The following is a 16,121-nucleotide window of genomic DNA, read 5'->3' on the forward strand; positions in this document are numbered from 1 at the left end:
CCGCGCGGAACGCACCTGCAACTCGTCGAGCAACTGCCGCTCGCCCCGGCCCCGCATCAGTAGGAGGACGAAGGGATCCTCGTCCAACAGCCGCGCCACCTGGTAGCACAGGGCCGCCGTGTGCAAACACAGGTCCCACGCGTCGCAGGCGCACTCCGGCTCCAGATCGCCGATCCCGGGCAGCAGTTCCACCCCGGCGCTCGCCGCCTCCTCCACAAGATGCGGCGGCATGTCCCGGTCCAGGAGCGCGGCGATGTGCCCCGCGCGCTCGACCACCATGTCCAGGAACCGGTCCCACTCCTCCGTACTGAGCTGCTGCAACAGCACGTCGCTGCGGTGCGCCGTGCCGTCCCTGTCCCGTACGACGGCCGTGATCCTCCCCGGCCGTACGGACACCGCGCCGACCGCCCCGTCGCGGGCCTGCTTGCGTCCCTTCTTGAGCTGCCCCAGGTCGAGCGCCGTGTCCTCGAGCGCCTTCAGCCACGCCCGTCCCCACCAGGTCTGCGCGAAGGCGCGGCCCTGCGCGGGCGGCAGGGCGGCGAAGGTGCGCTCGTTCCCGTCCGTACCGCGACCGGCGCCGCCGGCCCCACCGCTGTCGGTCCCGGTCATCGCGCACTCCCTCGCAGCTCGACCAGATCGGCCAGCTCGTCGTCGGTCAGTTCGGTCAGTGCCGCCTCGCCGCCGGCGCCGAGGACGGAGTCCGCCAGTTGCTGCTTGCGCGCCAGCATGCCGGCGATCCGGTCCTCGATCGTTCCCTCGGCGATCATGCGGTGCACCTGCACCGGCCGGTTCTGGCCGATGCGGTACGCGCGGTCCGTCGCCTGCGCCTCGACGGCCGGGTTCCACCAGCGGTCGAAGTGCACGACATGTTCGGCGCGGGTCAGATTCAGACCGGTGCCCGCCGCCTTCAACGACAGCAGGAACACCGGGACTTCGCCCTCCTGGAACCGCCGCACCATCTCCTCGCGCTGCCGAACCGGTGTGCCGCCGTGCAGGAACTGCGTCGGGACGCCTCGCGCCGCCAGATGCCCTTCGAGGAGCCGCGCCATCTGTACGTACTGCGTGAACACGAGCACGCTCGCCTCCTCGGCGAGGATGGTGTCGAGCAGTTCGTCCAGCAGCTCGACCTTTCCCGAACGCCCCGTGACACGCGGCGACCCGTCCTCCTTCAGGAACTGCGCGGGATGGTTGCAGATCTGCTTGAGCGAGGTGAGCAGCTTCATGACGAGGCCGCGTCGTTCCATGCCGTCCGCCGCCGAGATCGCCGCGAGGGTCTCGCGTACGACGGCCTCGTAGAGCCCCGCCTGCTCCGTGGTGAGCGACACCGCGCGGTCGGTCTCCGTCTTCGGCGGCAGCTCGGGAGCGATGCCCGGGTCCGACTTGCGGCGCCGCAGCAGGAACGGCCGTACGAGCGCGGAGAGCCGCTCCACCGCCCCCGGGTCGCCGCCCTCGACCGCCTGCGCGTATCGCGTACGGAAGGTCGCGAGGCGGCCGAGCAGGCCCGGTGTCGTCCAGTCGAGGATCGCCCACAGCTCGGAGAGGTTGTTCTCCACCGGGGTGCCGGACAGGGCGACGCGTGCCTTGGCGCCGATGGTGCGCAATTGAGCGGCGGTCGACGAGTACGGGTTCTTCACGTGCTGCGCCTCGTCGGCGACGACCATGCTCCACTCGGCCGCGGCGAGTCGCGCCGCGTCCAGGCGCATCGTGCCGTACGTCGTGAGCACGAACTCGCCGTCGGCGAGGGCGTCCAGGCCGCGCGACGCGCCGTGGAAGCGGCGCACCGGTGTGCCAGGTGCGAACCGCTCGATCTCGCGCTGCCAGTTGCCCATCAGCGACGTCGGGCAGACGACCAGGGTGGGCCCCGCGGCCGACGTGTCGCTCTGGCGGTGCAGATGGAGCGCGATGACCGTGATGGTCTTGCCGAGCCCCATGTCGTCCGCGAGACAGCCGCCCAGGCCGAGCGAGGTCATCCGGTGCAGCCAGTTGAGGCCGCGCAGCTGGTAGTCGCGCAGCGTCGCCGTCAGGGCCGTCGGCTGGCCGATCTCGTGGTCCGTGCCCTCCGGGTCGGCGAGGCGGTCGCGCAGCGCCGCGAGCCAGCCGGATGCCTGCACCTCGACGCGGCGTCCGTCCACCTCGGTTGACCCGGTGAGTACGGCTCCGAGCGCGTCGACGGGGGTCAGCTTGCGGTCCTGGCTTTCCCGGGCCCGTCTGGCCTCCTCGGGATCGATGAGGACCCACTGGTCGCGCAGCCGTACGACGGGGCGGGTCGCCTCGGCGAGCCGATCCAGCTCGGCGCGGCTCAGCTCCTGACCGCCCAGCGCGAACCGCCAGTTGAAGGCGAGCAGCGCGTCGGCGGACAGGAAGGACGGCAGGTCCGATTCGCTCTTCTCCGAGCGACCGCCGCCGCGCGTGTCGTCCTCGTCGTCCGGAGCGCCGCCCGGCGTGTCGTCCGACGGGCCGATGACGGCGCGTGCCGTCAGCTTGCGTGCCAGGGCTTTCGGCCAGTGCACCTGAACGCCGGTGGCGGCCAGGGCGCGAGAGGCTTCCCCGAGCAGTTCGGTGACCTCCTCGTCGGCGAGGTCGATGGCGTCGGGCACCGTGGCCGAAAGGAGCGGGGCCAGCGGCGTCCAGGCGCGTGCGGCGCGTCTGAGGGCCAGCAGGGCGTCCATCCGGGCCCGGGGCCCGAACGCCTCGCCCGAGGCGTCCCCGGCCCCCGTACCGGCCCATACCTCGGCGGCGTCGGCGACGACCGAAGGGTCGCTGACGCTGTGCATCTGTAGGACGGCCCGGAACGCGGGGGCGGATCCGGCGGTGCCGCCGTCGGGCGCGTCACCGTCCGGTACGGCGGCCAGACCGGGCAGCTCGATCCGCAGCGACAGCCGTACGCCCGCGTCGTGCCCGGCCGCCACATCGGCGGCCCAGCCGCGCAGTTCGGGCAGCCGGCCCGGCTCGGGCGCGGCGAAGGCGGGCGATCCGGCGGCGATCGGCGCGGCGGGCGTGCGTACGACGCCGTCGGCGACCGCGTCGAGGAACTGCCGCAGCAGCCGTTCCGGGTCGGGGAGCAGGAGCGGGCCCGCGGTCGCGTCGTCGAGCGGTACGGCGTGCGCGGCGGGCGGCATCGAAGCGGCGAGCGCGCGGATGCGCTCCAGGTCGTCGGCGGCGACGGGCCCGGCCCGCCAGGCGTCGTGACCGGCGGTCGAGAGTCCGGGCAGCAGTCTGCCGCGCGCGGCGAGCTGGAGGGCGAGCAGGGACGCGGCGCCCCAGAACGCCGCCGCGGGCGAGGCGTGAGCCGCGGTCCTGGCGCGGGTCAGCACGGGCAGCGCGTCCCGTACGGGCAGGGACAGTGCCGGGACGGTCCGGAGCCGTACGTCGTCTCCGACGACGGTCAGGTCCTCGACGTGACAGGCGGCCGGCTCGGTCGGGTCCGGCGCGTTCCGCGACGCGGATGAGTCAAGCGTCGCGAGCAGGTCGGGCAGAGCCTCGCCGTCCGGGTGCCAGAAGGCGATCCGGCCGGCTCGGGCCGGGTCGGCGGGCAGGAAAAGCGTGTGGCAGCGGGCGAGTTCGGCGATCTGCGAGGGCGTAGCCGCAGGGGGCCTGTGTACGGCGATGACACATTCCTCAAGTTTGACTAGTGGAGGTTGGAGCGGCCGAGGGTACCTCGCTCGGAACGCCGGTGGGTGGCGCCGGACGGTGACAAGAATCATGGGCCATGACAGGGGTGTAGGCAGCACCACCCCCTCAGTCGGGAATAACCCCCTTCGCCTCGGGGTGGTGGCCGCATGGCCCTGGAGGGCCAACTCCGCGTACGTTTCTCCCGATCGGCGCGATCAAGCTTCGTGCGCGCCGCTCGAACGGCCTATATCAACCTGCCTTTTCCCACCTAAACGATCTACACGATCGTCGGCCTACAGACCGGAGACCGACATGCCCCAGGCCCCCGCAGCAGTCGCGGAGACCACCGATCCCGGCCCCGCTGCCGCCCGCACGGGCGGCAGCGACTTCGCGCCCCTTCTGCGGACGGTCCGGGAGCAGGGCCTCCTCGAACGGCGGACCGCCTGGTACGCCCGCGGTATCGCCGTCAATCTGCTCGGGCTCGCGGCGATCGTGACCGGCCTGGTGCTGATCGGCCCGTCCTGGTGGGCGCTGTTCCTGGCGCCTCCGCTGGCGCTCCTGTTCGGCCGGATGTCCTTCGTCGCCCACGATGCGGGTCACTCCCAGATATGCGCCAGCCGCGGGAGGAACCGTCTCGTACAGCTTTTCCACGCCAATCTTCTGCTCGGAATGAGCCAGGACTGGTGGAACGACAAGCACAACCGGCACCACGCCAACCCCAACCATCTGGAGAAGGATCCGGACGTCGGCGCCGACATCCTCGTCTTCGCGCAGCACCAGACCGAGGGCCGTAAGGGCTTCCGCCGCTGGCTCACCCGCCACCAGGCCGTGATGTTCTTCCCGCTGACGACCCTGGAGGGCATCGCCCTCAAGGTGTACGGATTCCGCTCCGTCTTCTCCCGCGGCACCAACCGCCAGACCCCGCGTGAGCGCGTCCTCGAAGGCTCACTGCTCGTCGTGCACGTCATCGCCTACCTGGCACTGCTCTTCACGACGCTCAGCGTCGGCCAGGCCGTCGTCTTCCTGCTGATCCACCAGATGATCTACGGCCTCCACCTGGGGATGGCGTTCGCGCCCAACCACAAGGGCATGAAGATCCCGACCGAGGAGGAGTTCGCGAGCTGGGGACATCTGCGCCGGCAGGTCCTCACCTCCCGCAACATCCGGGGCGGGTTCTTCACCGACTGGTTCCTGGGCGGCCTGAACTACCAGATCGAGCACCACCTCTTCCCGAGCATGCCCCGTCCCCACCTGCGGCTCGCCCAGCCCCTGGTCCGAGCCCACTGCGAGCAGGTGGACGTCGCCTACGTGGAAACGGGCCTGGTCGACTCGTACCGTCAGGCGCTCGGACATCTGCACGAGGTCGGCGCGCCGCTGCGCGAAGCGGCCTGATCCGGCGAAATCGGGCGCCCCTCACCGGGGCGCCGGGCACGCGGGCGGCGCATAGTGGAACTGGGGGACGCGTGCGAGCGTTCAATCAGCAGTAAGTGGCTTCGGCCGCGGAGGAGGCGTCGAAAATGTCGACTAGGGCAAAGATCGCTGTCGGGGGAGTGGCCGTCGGTCTTCTCCTGATTCCATTCATCGGATTCTGGATGTCGCTGCTGGTGGTGCTCGGTGTGCCCGCCGTGGCCTATCTGATGCTCGACCCGTCGCAGCGCCGTCGGCTCAAGCGCATCACGCGCAAGGAGATCGGCCGCTGACCAGGCGCTGACCAGCGCGGGAGCCCCCGTACGGACACCGGACCCATGGCAGGGTCCCGGACACGTACGGGGGGCCTCGTGCGTGTCCGGCCGGTCAGAACGGGCGGACGGCGATCGTGTCGAGGGCTTCGAGGAGCTTCGGCAGCTCGGGGCCCCGGCCCACCGGCAGCACCTCGTTCGGTTCGTCGTCCAGCAGGATGTACGCGATGTCGTCCGTCCTGGCGACGAGGGACCAGCCGGGGCCGTCGGCCCGCAGCATCCGGGCGCCGGCGGGCGCGAAGCCCGAGCGGACCCGGCCCAGCGGCGGGGGTGACTCCAGGTAGCCGTGCAACTCCTTGAGCACGCGCCGCACGCCCTCGTGGAGGATGTCCGGACCGCCGGAGCCGCCGTTCTCCGTGGTGTCCGGCTCGGGCTTCTCGCCGCGAGCCTCCTCCGTGTCGCCGTTCCCGTCCCTCTCGCCGCCTTCGTTCTCCGTGGAATCCACGTCCGCGCGCCGCTGCTCGTCCTCGGAGTCGAACTGGGCGCGCCACGCCTCCCACTGAAGCGCGATCTCGTCCGCGCCGAGACGGCGCTGCGCCGACCCCCAGTCGGCCGTGTCGGGCGGTGCGAGCGGCGGTCTCGCCCCGTCGTCGTCCTCGCCCGGCTCGGGCTCGGGATCGTGCGGCGCGGGGATCCCGGGCGCCGCCACGGCCAGCGCCAGCGGCCAGCCGGGCAGCGCCGCGACCACCGTACGTTCGTCAGGAGACAGGTCGTGCTCCATGCCGCAGTCCCACGCGGCGATCGCCACGGCGACCAGCGACACGTCGTCCACGGCCACCGTCCAGCGGGCGCCGGTGCCGTCCTGGCCGAGCACCAGCCCGTACCCGCGTTCGTACGCCTCCAGGCCGAGAGCCGCGCACGCCTCGGGAAAGTCGTCGCCGAGCACGCTGGGGAACTGCGCCGGTGTCAGCAGTACGGCCGACAGCACGAACAGCGAGTCGTCATCGGTTGATTCATCCGTACCTGTCACGGCACCTCCCCATTCGATCGGTCGTGTCCGATCGGTCGTCGGCGCACCTTAGCCAGTCGGCCGCCCGGCCGTCGAGAGGTTGGCGGACGCCCGCCGCGTCCGTGTCCCACCGTCACGCGGCGGGCAGTCCCAGGAGGCTGCGCGCCACCGTCTGGGGCGACTCGTCCCGCTCCCGCGCCAGCGCGATCACGGCCCGGCACGCCAGCTCGCTGACCCCGAAGGACAGCGCTTCGGGAGAGACCCAGCCGGACGCCTCGTCCATCCGGTCCTGGTCGTCGTCGGCGGTCGCCGCGACATAGGTGGCGGCCGCCTCGAAGAGGTTGTGCTGCCGGGTCCGGCTCCGGGACGACGCGGCCGGTTCCACGACCGGCGCGGCGGTCCGGTTCGACAGGAACAACCGGCGCAGCTTGTCGAACATCGTGCCTCCACCTCTCGCACAACTCTCCGGGCCCGCCTTCTACGTAGGCTCGATACCCGTTCACGCCCCCGCGCACTCGGTACGGACAGCGCCGGTGCCCCCGGCTGTCAGGGAGGCTCAGCCCACCCGTACGGCGAGTACGAGGAACCGGTCGTCCTCGTCCACGTACGAGTCCATCCGCCACCCCGCCCCGGCGAGCAGCGGAACCAGCGTGCGCTCGGCGCGCAGATCGTCCGGGGTGATCTCCCGGCCCTGCCGGGCGGCCAGCGCCGCCCGCCCTATGGGGTGGAAGAGCGCCAGCCGCCCACCGGGCCGTACGACCCGGGCCAGCTCCCGCAGATTCGTGGCGGGCCGCGGCAGATGGGCGATCAGTCCGGCGGCGAAGACGGCGTCGAGACAGTCCGCACGCAGCGGCAGACGGGCCACGTCGGCGAGCAGCAGGGCGCCGACCGCGTCGCGACCGCCCCGTACGGCCGCCGTGAGCATCTCGGGGGTGAGATCGGCGCCCAGCACCGTGCCCTGTGGCCCCACGGCGTCCCTCAGGGCCGGCAGGGCCCTCCCGGTGCCGCAGCCCGCGTCCAGGACGCTGTCGCCGGGGCGCAGCCCCAGCTCGGCCGCCGCGGCGGCGTAGGCCGGGCCATCGTCCGGGAACCGCGTGTCCCAGTCCGCCGCCCGGGCACCGAAGAATTCCTGTACGTGCGTGTGGTCGTGGGCCATGGGGACATGATCCCCCGCCGCCCGGCATCCGGCCCGGCCCCGTCCCGCCCGCGTTGCGGGGTCGCCCCTGCCGCGCGAATGTCGAAGCACCGATCCAGAGGAGGACAGTGCCATGCCCATCGCCACGGTCGATCCCGCCACCGGCGAGACCCTGAAGACGTTCGACGCCCTGGGGTCCGACGAGATCGAGCGGCGGCTGGCCGCGGCTGCCGCCACCTTCGACCGGTATCGCACCACGGACTTCGACCACCGGGCCACGCTGATGAACCGCGCGGCCGACCTCCTTGAGGAGGATCAGGCCGACATCGCCCGCACCATGACCACCGAGATGGGCAAGCCCGTCGCCGCCGCACGCGCGGAGGCGGCGAAGTGCGCCAAGTCGATGCGCTGGTACGCGCGGCACGCGCGGGAACTCCTCGCCGACGAGCACCCGTCCGCCGCCGACGTCCAGGACTTGGGCGCCGCACGCGCGTATGTCCGCTACCGCCCGCTGGGCGTCGTGCTCGCGGTCATGCCGTGGAACTTCCCGCTCTGGCAGGTCGTACGGTTCGCCGCACCCGCCCTCATGGCGGGCAACGTCGGTCTGCTCAAGCACGCGTCGAACGTCCCGCAGACCGCCCTCTATCTGGACGACCTCTTCAGGAGGGCGGGTTTTCCGGAGGGCTGCTTCCAGACGCTGCTCGTGGGGTCCGACGCCGTCGAGGGCATCCTGCGCGACCGGCGCGTGGCGGCGGCGACCCTGACCGGCAGCGAGCCCGCCGGGCGCTCCGTCGCCTCCGTCGCGGGCGACGAGGTGAAGCGGACCGTACTCGAACTCGGCGGCAGCGACCCGTACATCGTGATGCCCTCCGCGGACATCGACCGGGCCGCGCGGACCGCGGTGACCGCCCGGGTGCAGAACAACGGGCAGTCCTGCATCGCGGCCAAGCGCTTCATCGTGCACGCCGACGTCTACGACGCGTTCGGTGAACGCTTCGTCGCGGGGATGCGGAAACTGACCGTCGGCGACCCGATGGACGAGACCACCGACGTCGGCCCGCTCTCCAGCGAACGGGGCCGCGCCGATCTGGAGGAACTGGTCGGCGACGCGGTCAACCGGGGCGCCATGGTCCGCTGCGGCGGCCGGCGGCCCGACGGGCTGAACCGTGGCTGGTACTACGAACCCACCGTCCTTACGGATGTCTCCCCCGACATGCTCATCCACCACGAGGAGGCGTTCGGCCCGGTGGCCACCGTGTACCGCGTGGCCGACCTCGACGAGGCGGTGCGCGTCGCCAACGACACCCCGTTCGGGCTGAGTTCCAACGTGTGGACACGCGACGACGAGGACGTGCGGCGCTTCGTGGAAGACCTCCAGGCCGGCGGCGTCTTCTTCAACGGGATGACCGCGTCCCATCCCGCGCTGCCCTTCGGCGGCGTCAAGCGCTCCGGATACGGCAGGGAGCTGTCCGCCCACGGAATCCGCGAATTCTGCAACGTCACGACCGTCTGGCACGGTGCCGAGCCGGACGGCGACCGCTGACGCCGGACCCGCACCCGCTCCTGCTGTCCCTGAACACCCCTTGTTTGCCAGGGGTGTTCAGGGGCACACGCTCCCCGGTGACGACTGCCGCGTCGAGCGAGGAGCTGACGAGCATCATGACCCCCCGGGTGATGGCCTACCGGGTGAGGCACGAGGACGTGCCTGACACCTCCGAGGCTTTCGAGCGGGCCGCCGCACTGCCGCACGGGCCCGAGAAGGACCGGACGCGCGGGGAGATCGTGTGCGCCTGGCTCCCGATGGCCGACCGGCTGGCGGGCAGGTTCCGCCACCGGGGCGAGGCGCTGGAGGATCTGCGGCAGGTCGCGGCGATCGGACTGGTGAAGGCCGTCGAACGGTACGACCCGCACCGGGGCACCGCGTTCGAGAGCTTCGCCGTCCCCACGATCACCGGGGAGCTGAAGCGGCACTTCCGCGACCGGCTCTGGTCCGTCCATGTGCCCCGGCGGGTGCAGGAGTTGCGGGCGCGAGTCCGCGACGCGCGCGACGAACTGGCCCAGCGGCACGGGAACATGACACCCACGGTTGAGGAGATCGCGCGCCACGCCGGCATGACCGAGGACGAGGTGGGCCTGGGTTACGAGGCGATGGAGTGCTTCAGCGTGCTGTCGCTCGACGCGAGCCTGACGGCCGTGGAGGAGGGCCCCACGCTCGGTGACTCCCTCGGCGTCCGGGACGAGGCACTGGACGCGGTGGTCGACCGTGAGTCGGTCAAGCCCCGGCTGCGCCGGCTGCCCGACCGCGAGAAGAAGATCCTCTATCTGAGGTTCTTCCGCGGGATGACACAGAGCGGCATCGCCGAGGATCTGGGCATCTCACAGATGCATGTGTCCCGGCTGATCAACGACTCCTGCGCGCGCATCCGTAGGGATGTGCTGCGGGACGTCGCCTAGGGCGTGTCCGCGAANNCGTGAGCCAGACGGGACTTTGAAGACACGCCCTAGGCGACTCGGCGCCCGCGCCCGGTGATCCGTCCGTCGTCGGGCGCCGGGACGGGTGGCGTCCGACGACGGACCGGCGGGTCAGGTCGGTTTCGGCGCGGATCCGCCCTGGTGCGGGACGCCCGTCCCGGCGCCCTCCCCGTGCCCGTACTGCTCCGCCTGCATGTGGAACATCGAGGCGTACCGGCCCCCGGCCGCCAACAGGCTCTCGTGGTCGCCCTGTTCGACGAGCCTGCCCTCGTGCAGTACGTAGATGAGATCCGCGTACCGCACCCCGGACATTCGGTGGGTGACGAGCACGACCGCCCTCCGCTCGTCGGCCAGCCCCCGGATCCGGTCGAACGCCGCGATCTCCGCGCCCGGATCGAGGGCCGACGTGGGCTCGTCCACCACGATCATCCGCGCGTCCCGGTAGTGGGCACGGGCCAGGCCGAACTTCTGCCACTGCCCGCCGGACAGCTCGGACGCCCCGCGGAACACGCGGGCCAGCAGGGTGTCGAAGCCCTTCGGCAGCGTCTCGGCGATCAGGTCCGCTCCGGAGTACCGCGCCGCCGCCGTCAGGTCGCCGTCGGCGGCGTCGGGCCGGCCGATCTCGATGTTCGCTCTGGCGGTCACCGGCCATCGTTCGAAGTCCTGCGTGAGCAGCGACACCCGGTCGAAGATCTGCTCGCGGTCCGCCTCGGCGACATCCACGCCGTCCCACGCCAACCGCCCGCTGTCGGGGAGGTGCAGTCCGGCGAGGAGCTTCACGAGGGTGCTCTTGCCGGAGCCGTTCTCACCGACCAGGGCGACCACCGAGCCCATCGGGATCGTCAGGGACAGCTCGGCGAGCGCGGGCGTCTCCCGGCCCGGATAGCTGAAGGACACCCCCTCCAGGGTGATCACCTTCGTCGGCTCGGGGAGCGGGAGCCCGCCGGACGGGATGGATCTGTTGCCCGCCTCCGTAAGGAAGCGCTCCATGTCGCGTACGTACAGCGACTCCTCGTGCAGCGAGTTCGTCGTCATCACGAGAGCGCCCAGGCTCGCCGAACCCGAGCGGACGGCGACCACGGCGGTGCCCGCCACGGCCAGCTCCATCCGCCCGGACATGATCAGCGCGGCCATCGCCCCGTACGTGATGAGCGCGGCCACACCCGACAGCGCCGCGGCGAGCAGTTCGGTCGCCGCCTTGTCCTTGGCCAGCCGGGTGGCCTCGGTCTCCGCGCTCTCCGCCATGTTGCGGTAGTGCCGAAGGAGGAAGCGCCCCACGCCGTGCACCCGTACCTCGTGCGCGGCGGAGCGGGAGATCAGCAGGCCGGCGATGAGACGGCTGGCGCGCAGATGCTCCACCCAGGCCATCACCGACAGATATCGTCGCTGGGACACGCGCATCGCGCCCCAGCCGCGCGGCGCCGCGATCAGCAGGAGCATCGGCAGCAACAGCGGGTGGAGCACGGTCAGCACACCGCCGACGGCGAGCAGCGAGATGACGCCGTTCATGCTCGCGACGCAGGCGCCGACCATCCGCCGCGCCGACGGGGGACCGTGCTGCGCGGTGTCGATCAGGCGGCGGAACTCGCCGTCCTCGATGGCCTCCAGCTCCACCCGGGCCGCGGCGTGTAAGTACTGCTCGTTCGCGGCCCGTTCCACCTTCGGCTCCAGCCGCCCGGCCGCCGATGTCGACCACGACGCGAGGAGCGCGCCCGCCACCGCGACCACCGCGCCCGCGATCAGGGCGGGCACCGCGTCGGAGACACGGTCGGCGGCGCTTCCGTCCGCGAGGAGCGAGCCCAGCACGGAGTTGACGACCAGCAGACCCAGCGCTGCCGTCAGTCCCTGGCCCGCCTCGGCGACGCCCACGGTCAGCAGCGCGGGCCGGTCCGTGCGCCAGGCGAGCCGCAGGGTGCCCGCGACCATGCGCGGCATCGCGCGTACGGCGGACAGCATGCTGGTTTCGAGAAAGTCCCATTCGTGGTCGGTCCAGCCGAGGTCGTAGCGCAGCGGTCCGCCGAACAGCTCGCGCTCGCTGTCCGACACCGCGCTCTCGACGGGCTTGGGCCGTTTCAGCAACCTCATGCGGCGCCGCCTCTTACGTCAACCTGACGCATCGCCGGCCGGGTGGAGACGGAGCGTCTTTCGAACGTGCGGTGAACTCCGAGGGGCGGGGGGATGAGCTTCATGGTTCCTCCGGGTGCGACGTCGACGTGCGGGGCCTTGGATGAACGCTGCTGATCAAGTGGTCGTAACGGGGGGAGCGGTGCGAATTCTCGACTGCGAGTTCGCGTCGGCGGCGGAGATGAGGCGGACGTGCGTGAAAGTGGCCGTAATCCTGTGTTCGTTTCACTCCCGTGTGACAGATGCCTCGATCGAGGGACGGCGTTGCGGTGGTGAATTGACGGAAACGGCACCTCGGCGCCGGAGGCTGTGGAGGGAGAGCGGTCTGTCGTCGGTGGCGGGGCGGAGAGTTGCGAAGGCATACGGACTGGCCCCGTGGTGATCGTTCCGACCGACGGGAACGGCCGGTTCCGTGTGACGCTCCGAGGGCCGGGGACCGCTTGCCCGTGGGCAGTCGGTGCGCGAGGCTGGACGACCGACGGGGGAGATACGGGGCACAGGGCGCGGTACCTGTCGGAACGGGGAGAGTGGTCACGAATGGCGTTGGAAGACGGGCTCGACTGGCTTCTGGAGGATCTGACCGGTCGGGTCGAGCCGATACGGCACGCTCTCGTGCTGTCCAACGACGGGCTGGTGACGGGGGCGAGTTCGGGTCTGGCGCGCGAGGACGCCGAGCATCTGGCGGCGGTCTCGTCCGGTCTGCACAGCCTCGCGCGTGGATCCGGCCGGCACTTCAACGCGGGCAAGGCACGGCAGACGATGATCGAGTTCGATGACGCGCTGCTGTTCGTCACGGCCGCCGGGGACGGCAGTTGTCTGTGTGTGCTGAGTGACGCGGAGGCGGATGTCGGTCAGATCGCCTACGAGATGACTCTGATGGTGAACCGGGTCGGCGAGCATCTGGGCATCGCGGTGCGGCAGTCGGGGCCCACGCACACGGCGGTCACGGACGCCTGAGGGCCTCGGGGAAGTTATCCACAGGGGCAAGCGGGATTCTTGACGGGGAGCTACGGTCGTCACCGAGAGTAGTCAATGACTCACAGGGGAGACCGTCGATGTCCGTCATGGAAATCTCAGAAACACTCGCCGCCGGTCGGGCGGCACAGGAACTGCGCCTGAGGCGGGGCGAGTTCGAGCTGGCCACCCAGTTGGGGCATGTCCGTACGGTCGGCGGGGCCCTGAGTGGCCGCCGGAGAGTCGCGCGGGGCGAGGTCGAGCGGCTTCGGCGGGCGGCCGGTTTTCCCGACGCGCTGCGCGAGCGGGTGCGGACGGTGGGCACGGCCGAGGGCGCGGACCTGATGGACATCAGCCCCGGGCGCTTCACCCGGCTCGCGCGTGCGGGGTATCTGGTGCCGGTGCGTTTCTATCTCAACCGGTATCGAGCGGTCGTCTGGCTCTATCTGGCCGAGGAGCTAAGGGCGTTCGCGAGTGGTGAACCGGGCCTGCTGAGGGGCCGGTTGCCGCGGACGCCGACCGGCGGTTCCGGGACCACCGCCGAGGGGGCCGAGGAGAAGGCGGGGGAGGACTGCCGTCCGCGCAACTGGCGTGGCCGCCGAATCGGTCTTCTGCTGCACGAGAGCGACGACCGGTGGGAGCGGGCGGCGATCGTCGGTTCCGTGCTCGATCCTCTCCAACTCGCCGAGCTGGTGCCGGATCCGTACGAGCGCGCGTCTCTGAACCGGCTGCGGCCGGACCTCGCGCCCGGCCGGCCGGGGTCGGAGGCGGGGCGCGAAGTCGTACAGCGGCTGCTGACCGCGGATGACCCGGACGAGATCAGCTGGCACCGGTCCAGCCTGACCGCGCTGCTGGCCGACGCCCGGCGGGACCGCCAGGCGCCCCGCCCGAACGACATCCTCCCCGAGCCGGTCGGGGCACCCGAACCGGCGCCGCCCTTGGAACCGGCTCCGACACCTGAACTCGCGCCACCCCAACCGGCACGGACATCCGTGGCCGAGCGGGAAGCGGAACCGGTCCCGCACGGCGGGCGGGGGCGGCCGTTGCTGACCAGGCTGAGGATCAGGCGGGGCCGGGACCGGGAGGCCTCCGCCGTGTCTCGTGGTGGCGGCGCCGACGGGTGAAGCGGGCCCGCCCGCCGAGGCTCGGCTCGGTCAGGGGGTGGCCTCGCCGGTGACCATGGTGAGTTCGGGGGAGAAGCTGCCCCATTCGCCGTCCGGCAGCTTCGCGCGGATCTTCACCTTGTAGCTGACGCCGGGCTTCTTGCCCGCGAAGACGCTCTCGGTGGTCTTGCCCACGGGGGGCTTGTTGCCCCAGACCAGGGTGGTGGTCAGCTTCCCGTTGAGATGGATCTCGTACGAGGGCACCTGACCGTCGACCTCCGGCGGCAGCCACGACAGATCGAGGTAGTACGCGCCTTCCTTGACGTTCTTGTGGCGCTCGACCTTGAAGCTGACCGGTGCCGTGTCGGGGTCGTCGCCAGGCCCCTTCGGGGTGCTGATCTTCACCGGGTCGCTGGCCGGCGAGGTGTTGTCGGCGGCGTCGCGGGCCTGGAGGGTGAAGGAGTAGGCGGTGCCGGGGCGTAGGCCCGTGACCTTGGCCTTGGTCTCGCCGCCGCCGACGCTGTGGATCTTCGAGCCGCCCTGGAGGATGTCGTACGACGTGATGCCCTCGTCCTTGTCCGGTGCGCTCCACGTGAGTTCGGCGCCCTTCGAGCCGTCGTGCTTGCCGCGCAGCTTCACCGGCTGCGCCGGAGCCTTCTTGTCCTCGGCTGTCACGGCGGGCGTGGTGACCGGTTTCTCCTCGCTGCGCGGTGAGAGATTCCCGGCGGCGTCCTTGGCCCGCACGGAGAAGGAGTAGGCGGTGGAAGGCTTCAGGTCCGTGATGTCGACCATCGTCGTGTCGGCGGGAACGTCCTTGACCTTGTCCTTCCCGCGGTACACGACGTACCCGCTGACCGCGACATTGTCCTTGGCCTGCTTCCACATGACGTGAGCGGACAGCGCGCTGCCGGCCTGAACGCTGAGGCCGGTCGGGGCCGATGGCGCCTGCGAGTCCTTGTCGTCACCGCCGCCGCAGGCGACGAGGGTGAGCGCGGTAGCGGTAACGAGCGCGACCTGGGTGGGGGTCCGTCGCACGATCGTCTCCTCCGTCGAAAGCAAGGGGCAATGGTCTAGACATATATGACACACTGTCGGGTTCACTTCAAGAGGCGGTGCCAGTCGTATTCCGAAAGGAACCGAGCGCGCAAGGCGATACGGAGTCGACCGTTCGTCGATTTCTGATTGATGACAGGATGGCTCGCTGTGCAGACCAACACCCTTGTCGTCCGTCGCGCGGTGCCCGCCGACGCGTCCGACATCTCCGGACTGTGGCTGAGATCCTTCGCGGCTGCCCTCCCGACCGTCACCCGCCCCCACAGCGAACAGCAGGTACACGCCTGGATCCGCGACATCGTCCTGCCGACCCAGGAGACCTGGGTGGCGACCGCCGGGGAAACGGTCGTCGGCATGATGGTGATCGAGGGCGGGGACGTCGACCAGTTGTATCTCGATCCGGACCACCGGGGCCGCGGTATCGGTGCCCGTCTGATCGACCTGGCGAAGCGGCGCCGGCCGGCCGGACTGTCCCTGTGGACGTTCCAGATCAACGGCCCGGCCCGGCGCTTCTACGAGCGCCAGGGCTTCGTCCCGGTCGAGAAGACCGACGGCCGGGGCAACGAGGAGAACGAACCCGACGTCCGCTACTGCTGGCACCCCGAACCGGGCGCCGTCGCCATCCCCGCTCAGGCGAGGGAGCAGGACCCGCCGGCCCGCTGAGGACAGTGTCATGGCTGCCCCCGCCCGCGCGCGGGGACGCCGGCCGGGGGCGAGATCGCGTCACATCCGTGACGTCGCCGGGCCAACACCTCTGAGCCCCGGCGCCAGTTGCGGGCCGTGGACCTGCCCGGCTTCGAACGGTGTGGTGGACATGCCCCGCCTCGCCGCATCGAACAGCGGTCGTGCGTCGGCCAGTTGGAGCGTGGCCGACCGAAACTCGCCGGTTGGTCTAGACCTTGACAGGTGGTGTCTATTCCGGTTTGGTTCCCTCACCCCCATGGCGGCCGTCCCGCAACGACGGCCGCGCGAAGGAGTGA

14 protein-coding genes are annotated in these 16,121 nt (G+C 71.1%); 7 read left to right on the forward strand and 7 right to left on the reverse strand.

What is annotated here, in order from left to right:
* A partial coding sequence (locus BHU15_RS35745) for an SWIM zinc finger family protein (RefSeq protein ID WP_497210044.1) occupies window positions 1-609 on the reverse strand: 609 nt, incomplete at its 3' end.
* Window positions 606-3,704: an SCO1167/SCO6262 family helicase gene (locus BHU15_RS35750; RefSeq protein ID WP_079128613.1), complete on the reverse strand. Its 3,099-nt coding sequence runs from the start codon at window positions 3,702-3,704 to the stop codon at window positions 606-608. The genes BHU15_RS35745 and BHU15_RS35750, both read right to left, overlap by 4 nt.
* 220 nt (window positions 3,705-3,924) lie before the next feature.
* On the opposite strand from BHU15_RS35750, the gene BHU15_RS35755 reads away from it, so the two are divergent.
* A complete protein-coding gene (locus tag BHU15_RS35755) occupies window positions 3,925-5,004 on the forward strand; it encodes a fatty acid desaturase family protein (RefSeq protein WP_069630909.1) in 1,080 nt (359 codons plus the stop codon).
* 125 nt (window positions 5,005-5,129) lie between these two features.
* Complete coding sequence (locus BHU15_RS35760) at window positions 5,130-5,312, forward strand: tail-anchor membrane protein (protein WP_031228443.1); 183 nt, start codon at window positions 5,130-5,132, stop codon at window positions 5,310-5,312.
* A 94-nt stretch (window positions 5,313-5,406) separates the two neighbouring features.
* On the opposite strand, the gene BHU15_RS35765 is transcribed toward BHU15_RS35760, so the two are convergent.
* From BHU15_RS35765 to BHU15_RS35775, 3 genes are all read right to left on the reverse strand, one after another.
* Window positions 5,407-6,321: a hypothetical protein gene (locus BHU15_RS35765; protein ID WP_069630910.1), complete on the reverse strand. Its 915-nt coding sequence runs from the start codon at window positions 6,319-6,321 to the stop codon at window positions 5,407-5,409.
* Window positions 6,322-6,433: 112 nt separating this feature from the next.
* Window positions 6,434-6,739 carry a hypothetical protein gene (locus tag BHU15_RS35770; RefSeq protein WP_023536577.1) on the reverse strand — a complete coding sequence of 102 codons (306 nt, stop codon included), beginning with the start codon at window positions 6,737-6,739 and terminating at the stop codon, window positions 6,434-6,436.
* A 117-nt stretch (window positions 6,740-6,856) separates the two neighbouring features.
* A complete protein-coding gene (locus BHU15_RS35775) occupies window positions 6,857-7,456 on the reverse strand; it encodes a class I SAM-dependent methyltransferase (protein WP_069630911.1) in 600 nt (199 codons plus the stop codon).
* A 112-nt stretch (window positions 7,457-7,568) separates the two neighbouring features.
* On the opposite strand from BHU15_RS35775, the gene BHU15_RS35780 reads away from it, so the two are divergent.
* Together BHU15_RS35780 and BHU15_RS35785 are read left to right on the forward strand one after the other, a co-directional pair.
* The gene (locus BHU15_RS35780) at window positions 7,569-8,978 is read left to right on the forward strand and encodes an NADP-dependent succinic semialdehyde dehydrogenase (protein WP_069630912.1); all 1,410 of its coding nucleotides are present in this window, start codon (window positions 7,569-7,571) and stop codon (window positions 8,976-8,978) included.
* A gap of 116 nt (window positions 8,979-9,094) precedes the next feature.
* Window positions 9,095-9,889 (forward strand): SigB/SigF/SigG family RNA polymerase sigma factor, encoded by a 795-nt coding sequence (locus BHU15_RS35785; RefSeq protein ID WP_069630913.1) that lies wholly within the window; start codon window positions 9,095-9,097, stop codon window positions 9,887-9,889.
* A 129-nt stretch (window positions 9,890-10,018) separates the two neighbouring features.
* Here the strand turns inward: BHU15_RS35785 and BHU15_RS35790 are convergent, their stop codons facing one another.
* Window positions 10,019-11,992 carry an ABC transporter ATP-binding protein gene (locus BHU15_RS35790; protein ID WP_171908525.1) on the reverse strand — a complete coding sequence of 658 codons (1,974 nt, stop codon included), beginning with the start codon at window positions 11,990-11,992 and terminating at the stop codon, window positions 10,019-10,021.
* A gap of 576 nt (window positions 11,993-12,568) precedes the next feature.
* Here BHU15_RS35790 and BHU15_RS35795 point away from each other — a divergent pair.
* Complete coding sequence (locus BHU15_RS35795; protein ID WP_069630914.1) at window positions 12,569-12,988, forward strand: roadblock/LC7 domain-containing protein; 420 nt, start codon at window positions 12,569-12,571, stop codon at window positions 12,986-12,988.
* 107 nt (window positions 12,989-13,095) lie between these two features.
* Entirely contained in the window at window positions 13,096-14,109 is a 1,014-nt protein-coding gene (locus BHU15_RS35800; RefSeq protein WP_438285001.1) for a DUF6397 family protein, read from the forward strand.
* A gap of 30 nt (window positions 14,110-14,139) precedes the next feature.
* Here the strand turns inward: BHU15_RS35800 and BHU15_RS35805 are convergent, their stop codons facing one another.
* Window positions 14,140-15,123: a fibronectin type III domain-containing protein gene (locus BHU15_RS35805; RefSeq protein ID WP_069630916.1), complete on the reverse strand. Its 984-nt coding sequence runs from the start codon at window positions 15,121-15,123 to the stop codon at window positions 14,140-14,142.
* A 168-nt stretch (window positions 15,124-15,291) separates the two neighbouring features.
* Between BHU15_RS35805 and BHU15_RS35810 the strand changes: the two genes are divergently transcribed.
* The gene (locus tag BHU15_RS35810; RefSeq protein ID WP_255293290.1) at window positions 15,292-15,804 is read left to right on the forward strand and encodes a GNAT family N-acetyltransferase; all 513 of its coding nucleotides are present in this window, start codon (window positions 15,292-15,294) and stop codon (window positions 15,802-15,804) included.
* Window positions 15,805-16,121: the final 317 nt, after the last annotated feature.

Source organism: Streptomyces niveus (assembly GCF_001723055.1).
GTDB lineage: Bacteria > Actinomycetota > Actinomycetes > Streptomycetales > Streptomycetaceae > Streptomyces > Streptomyces niveus.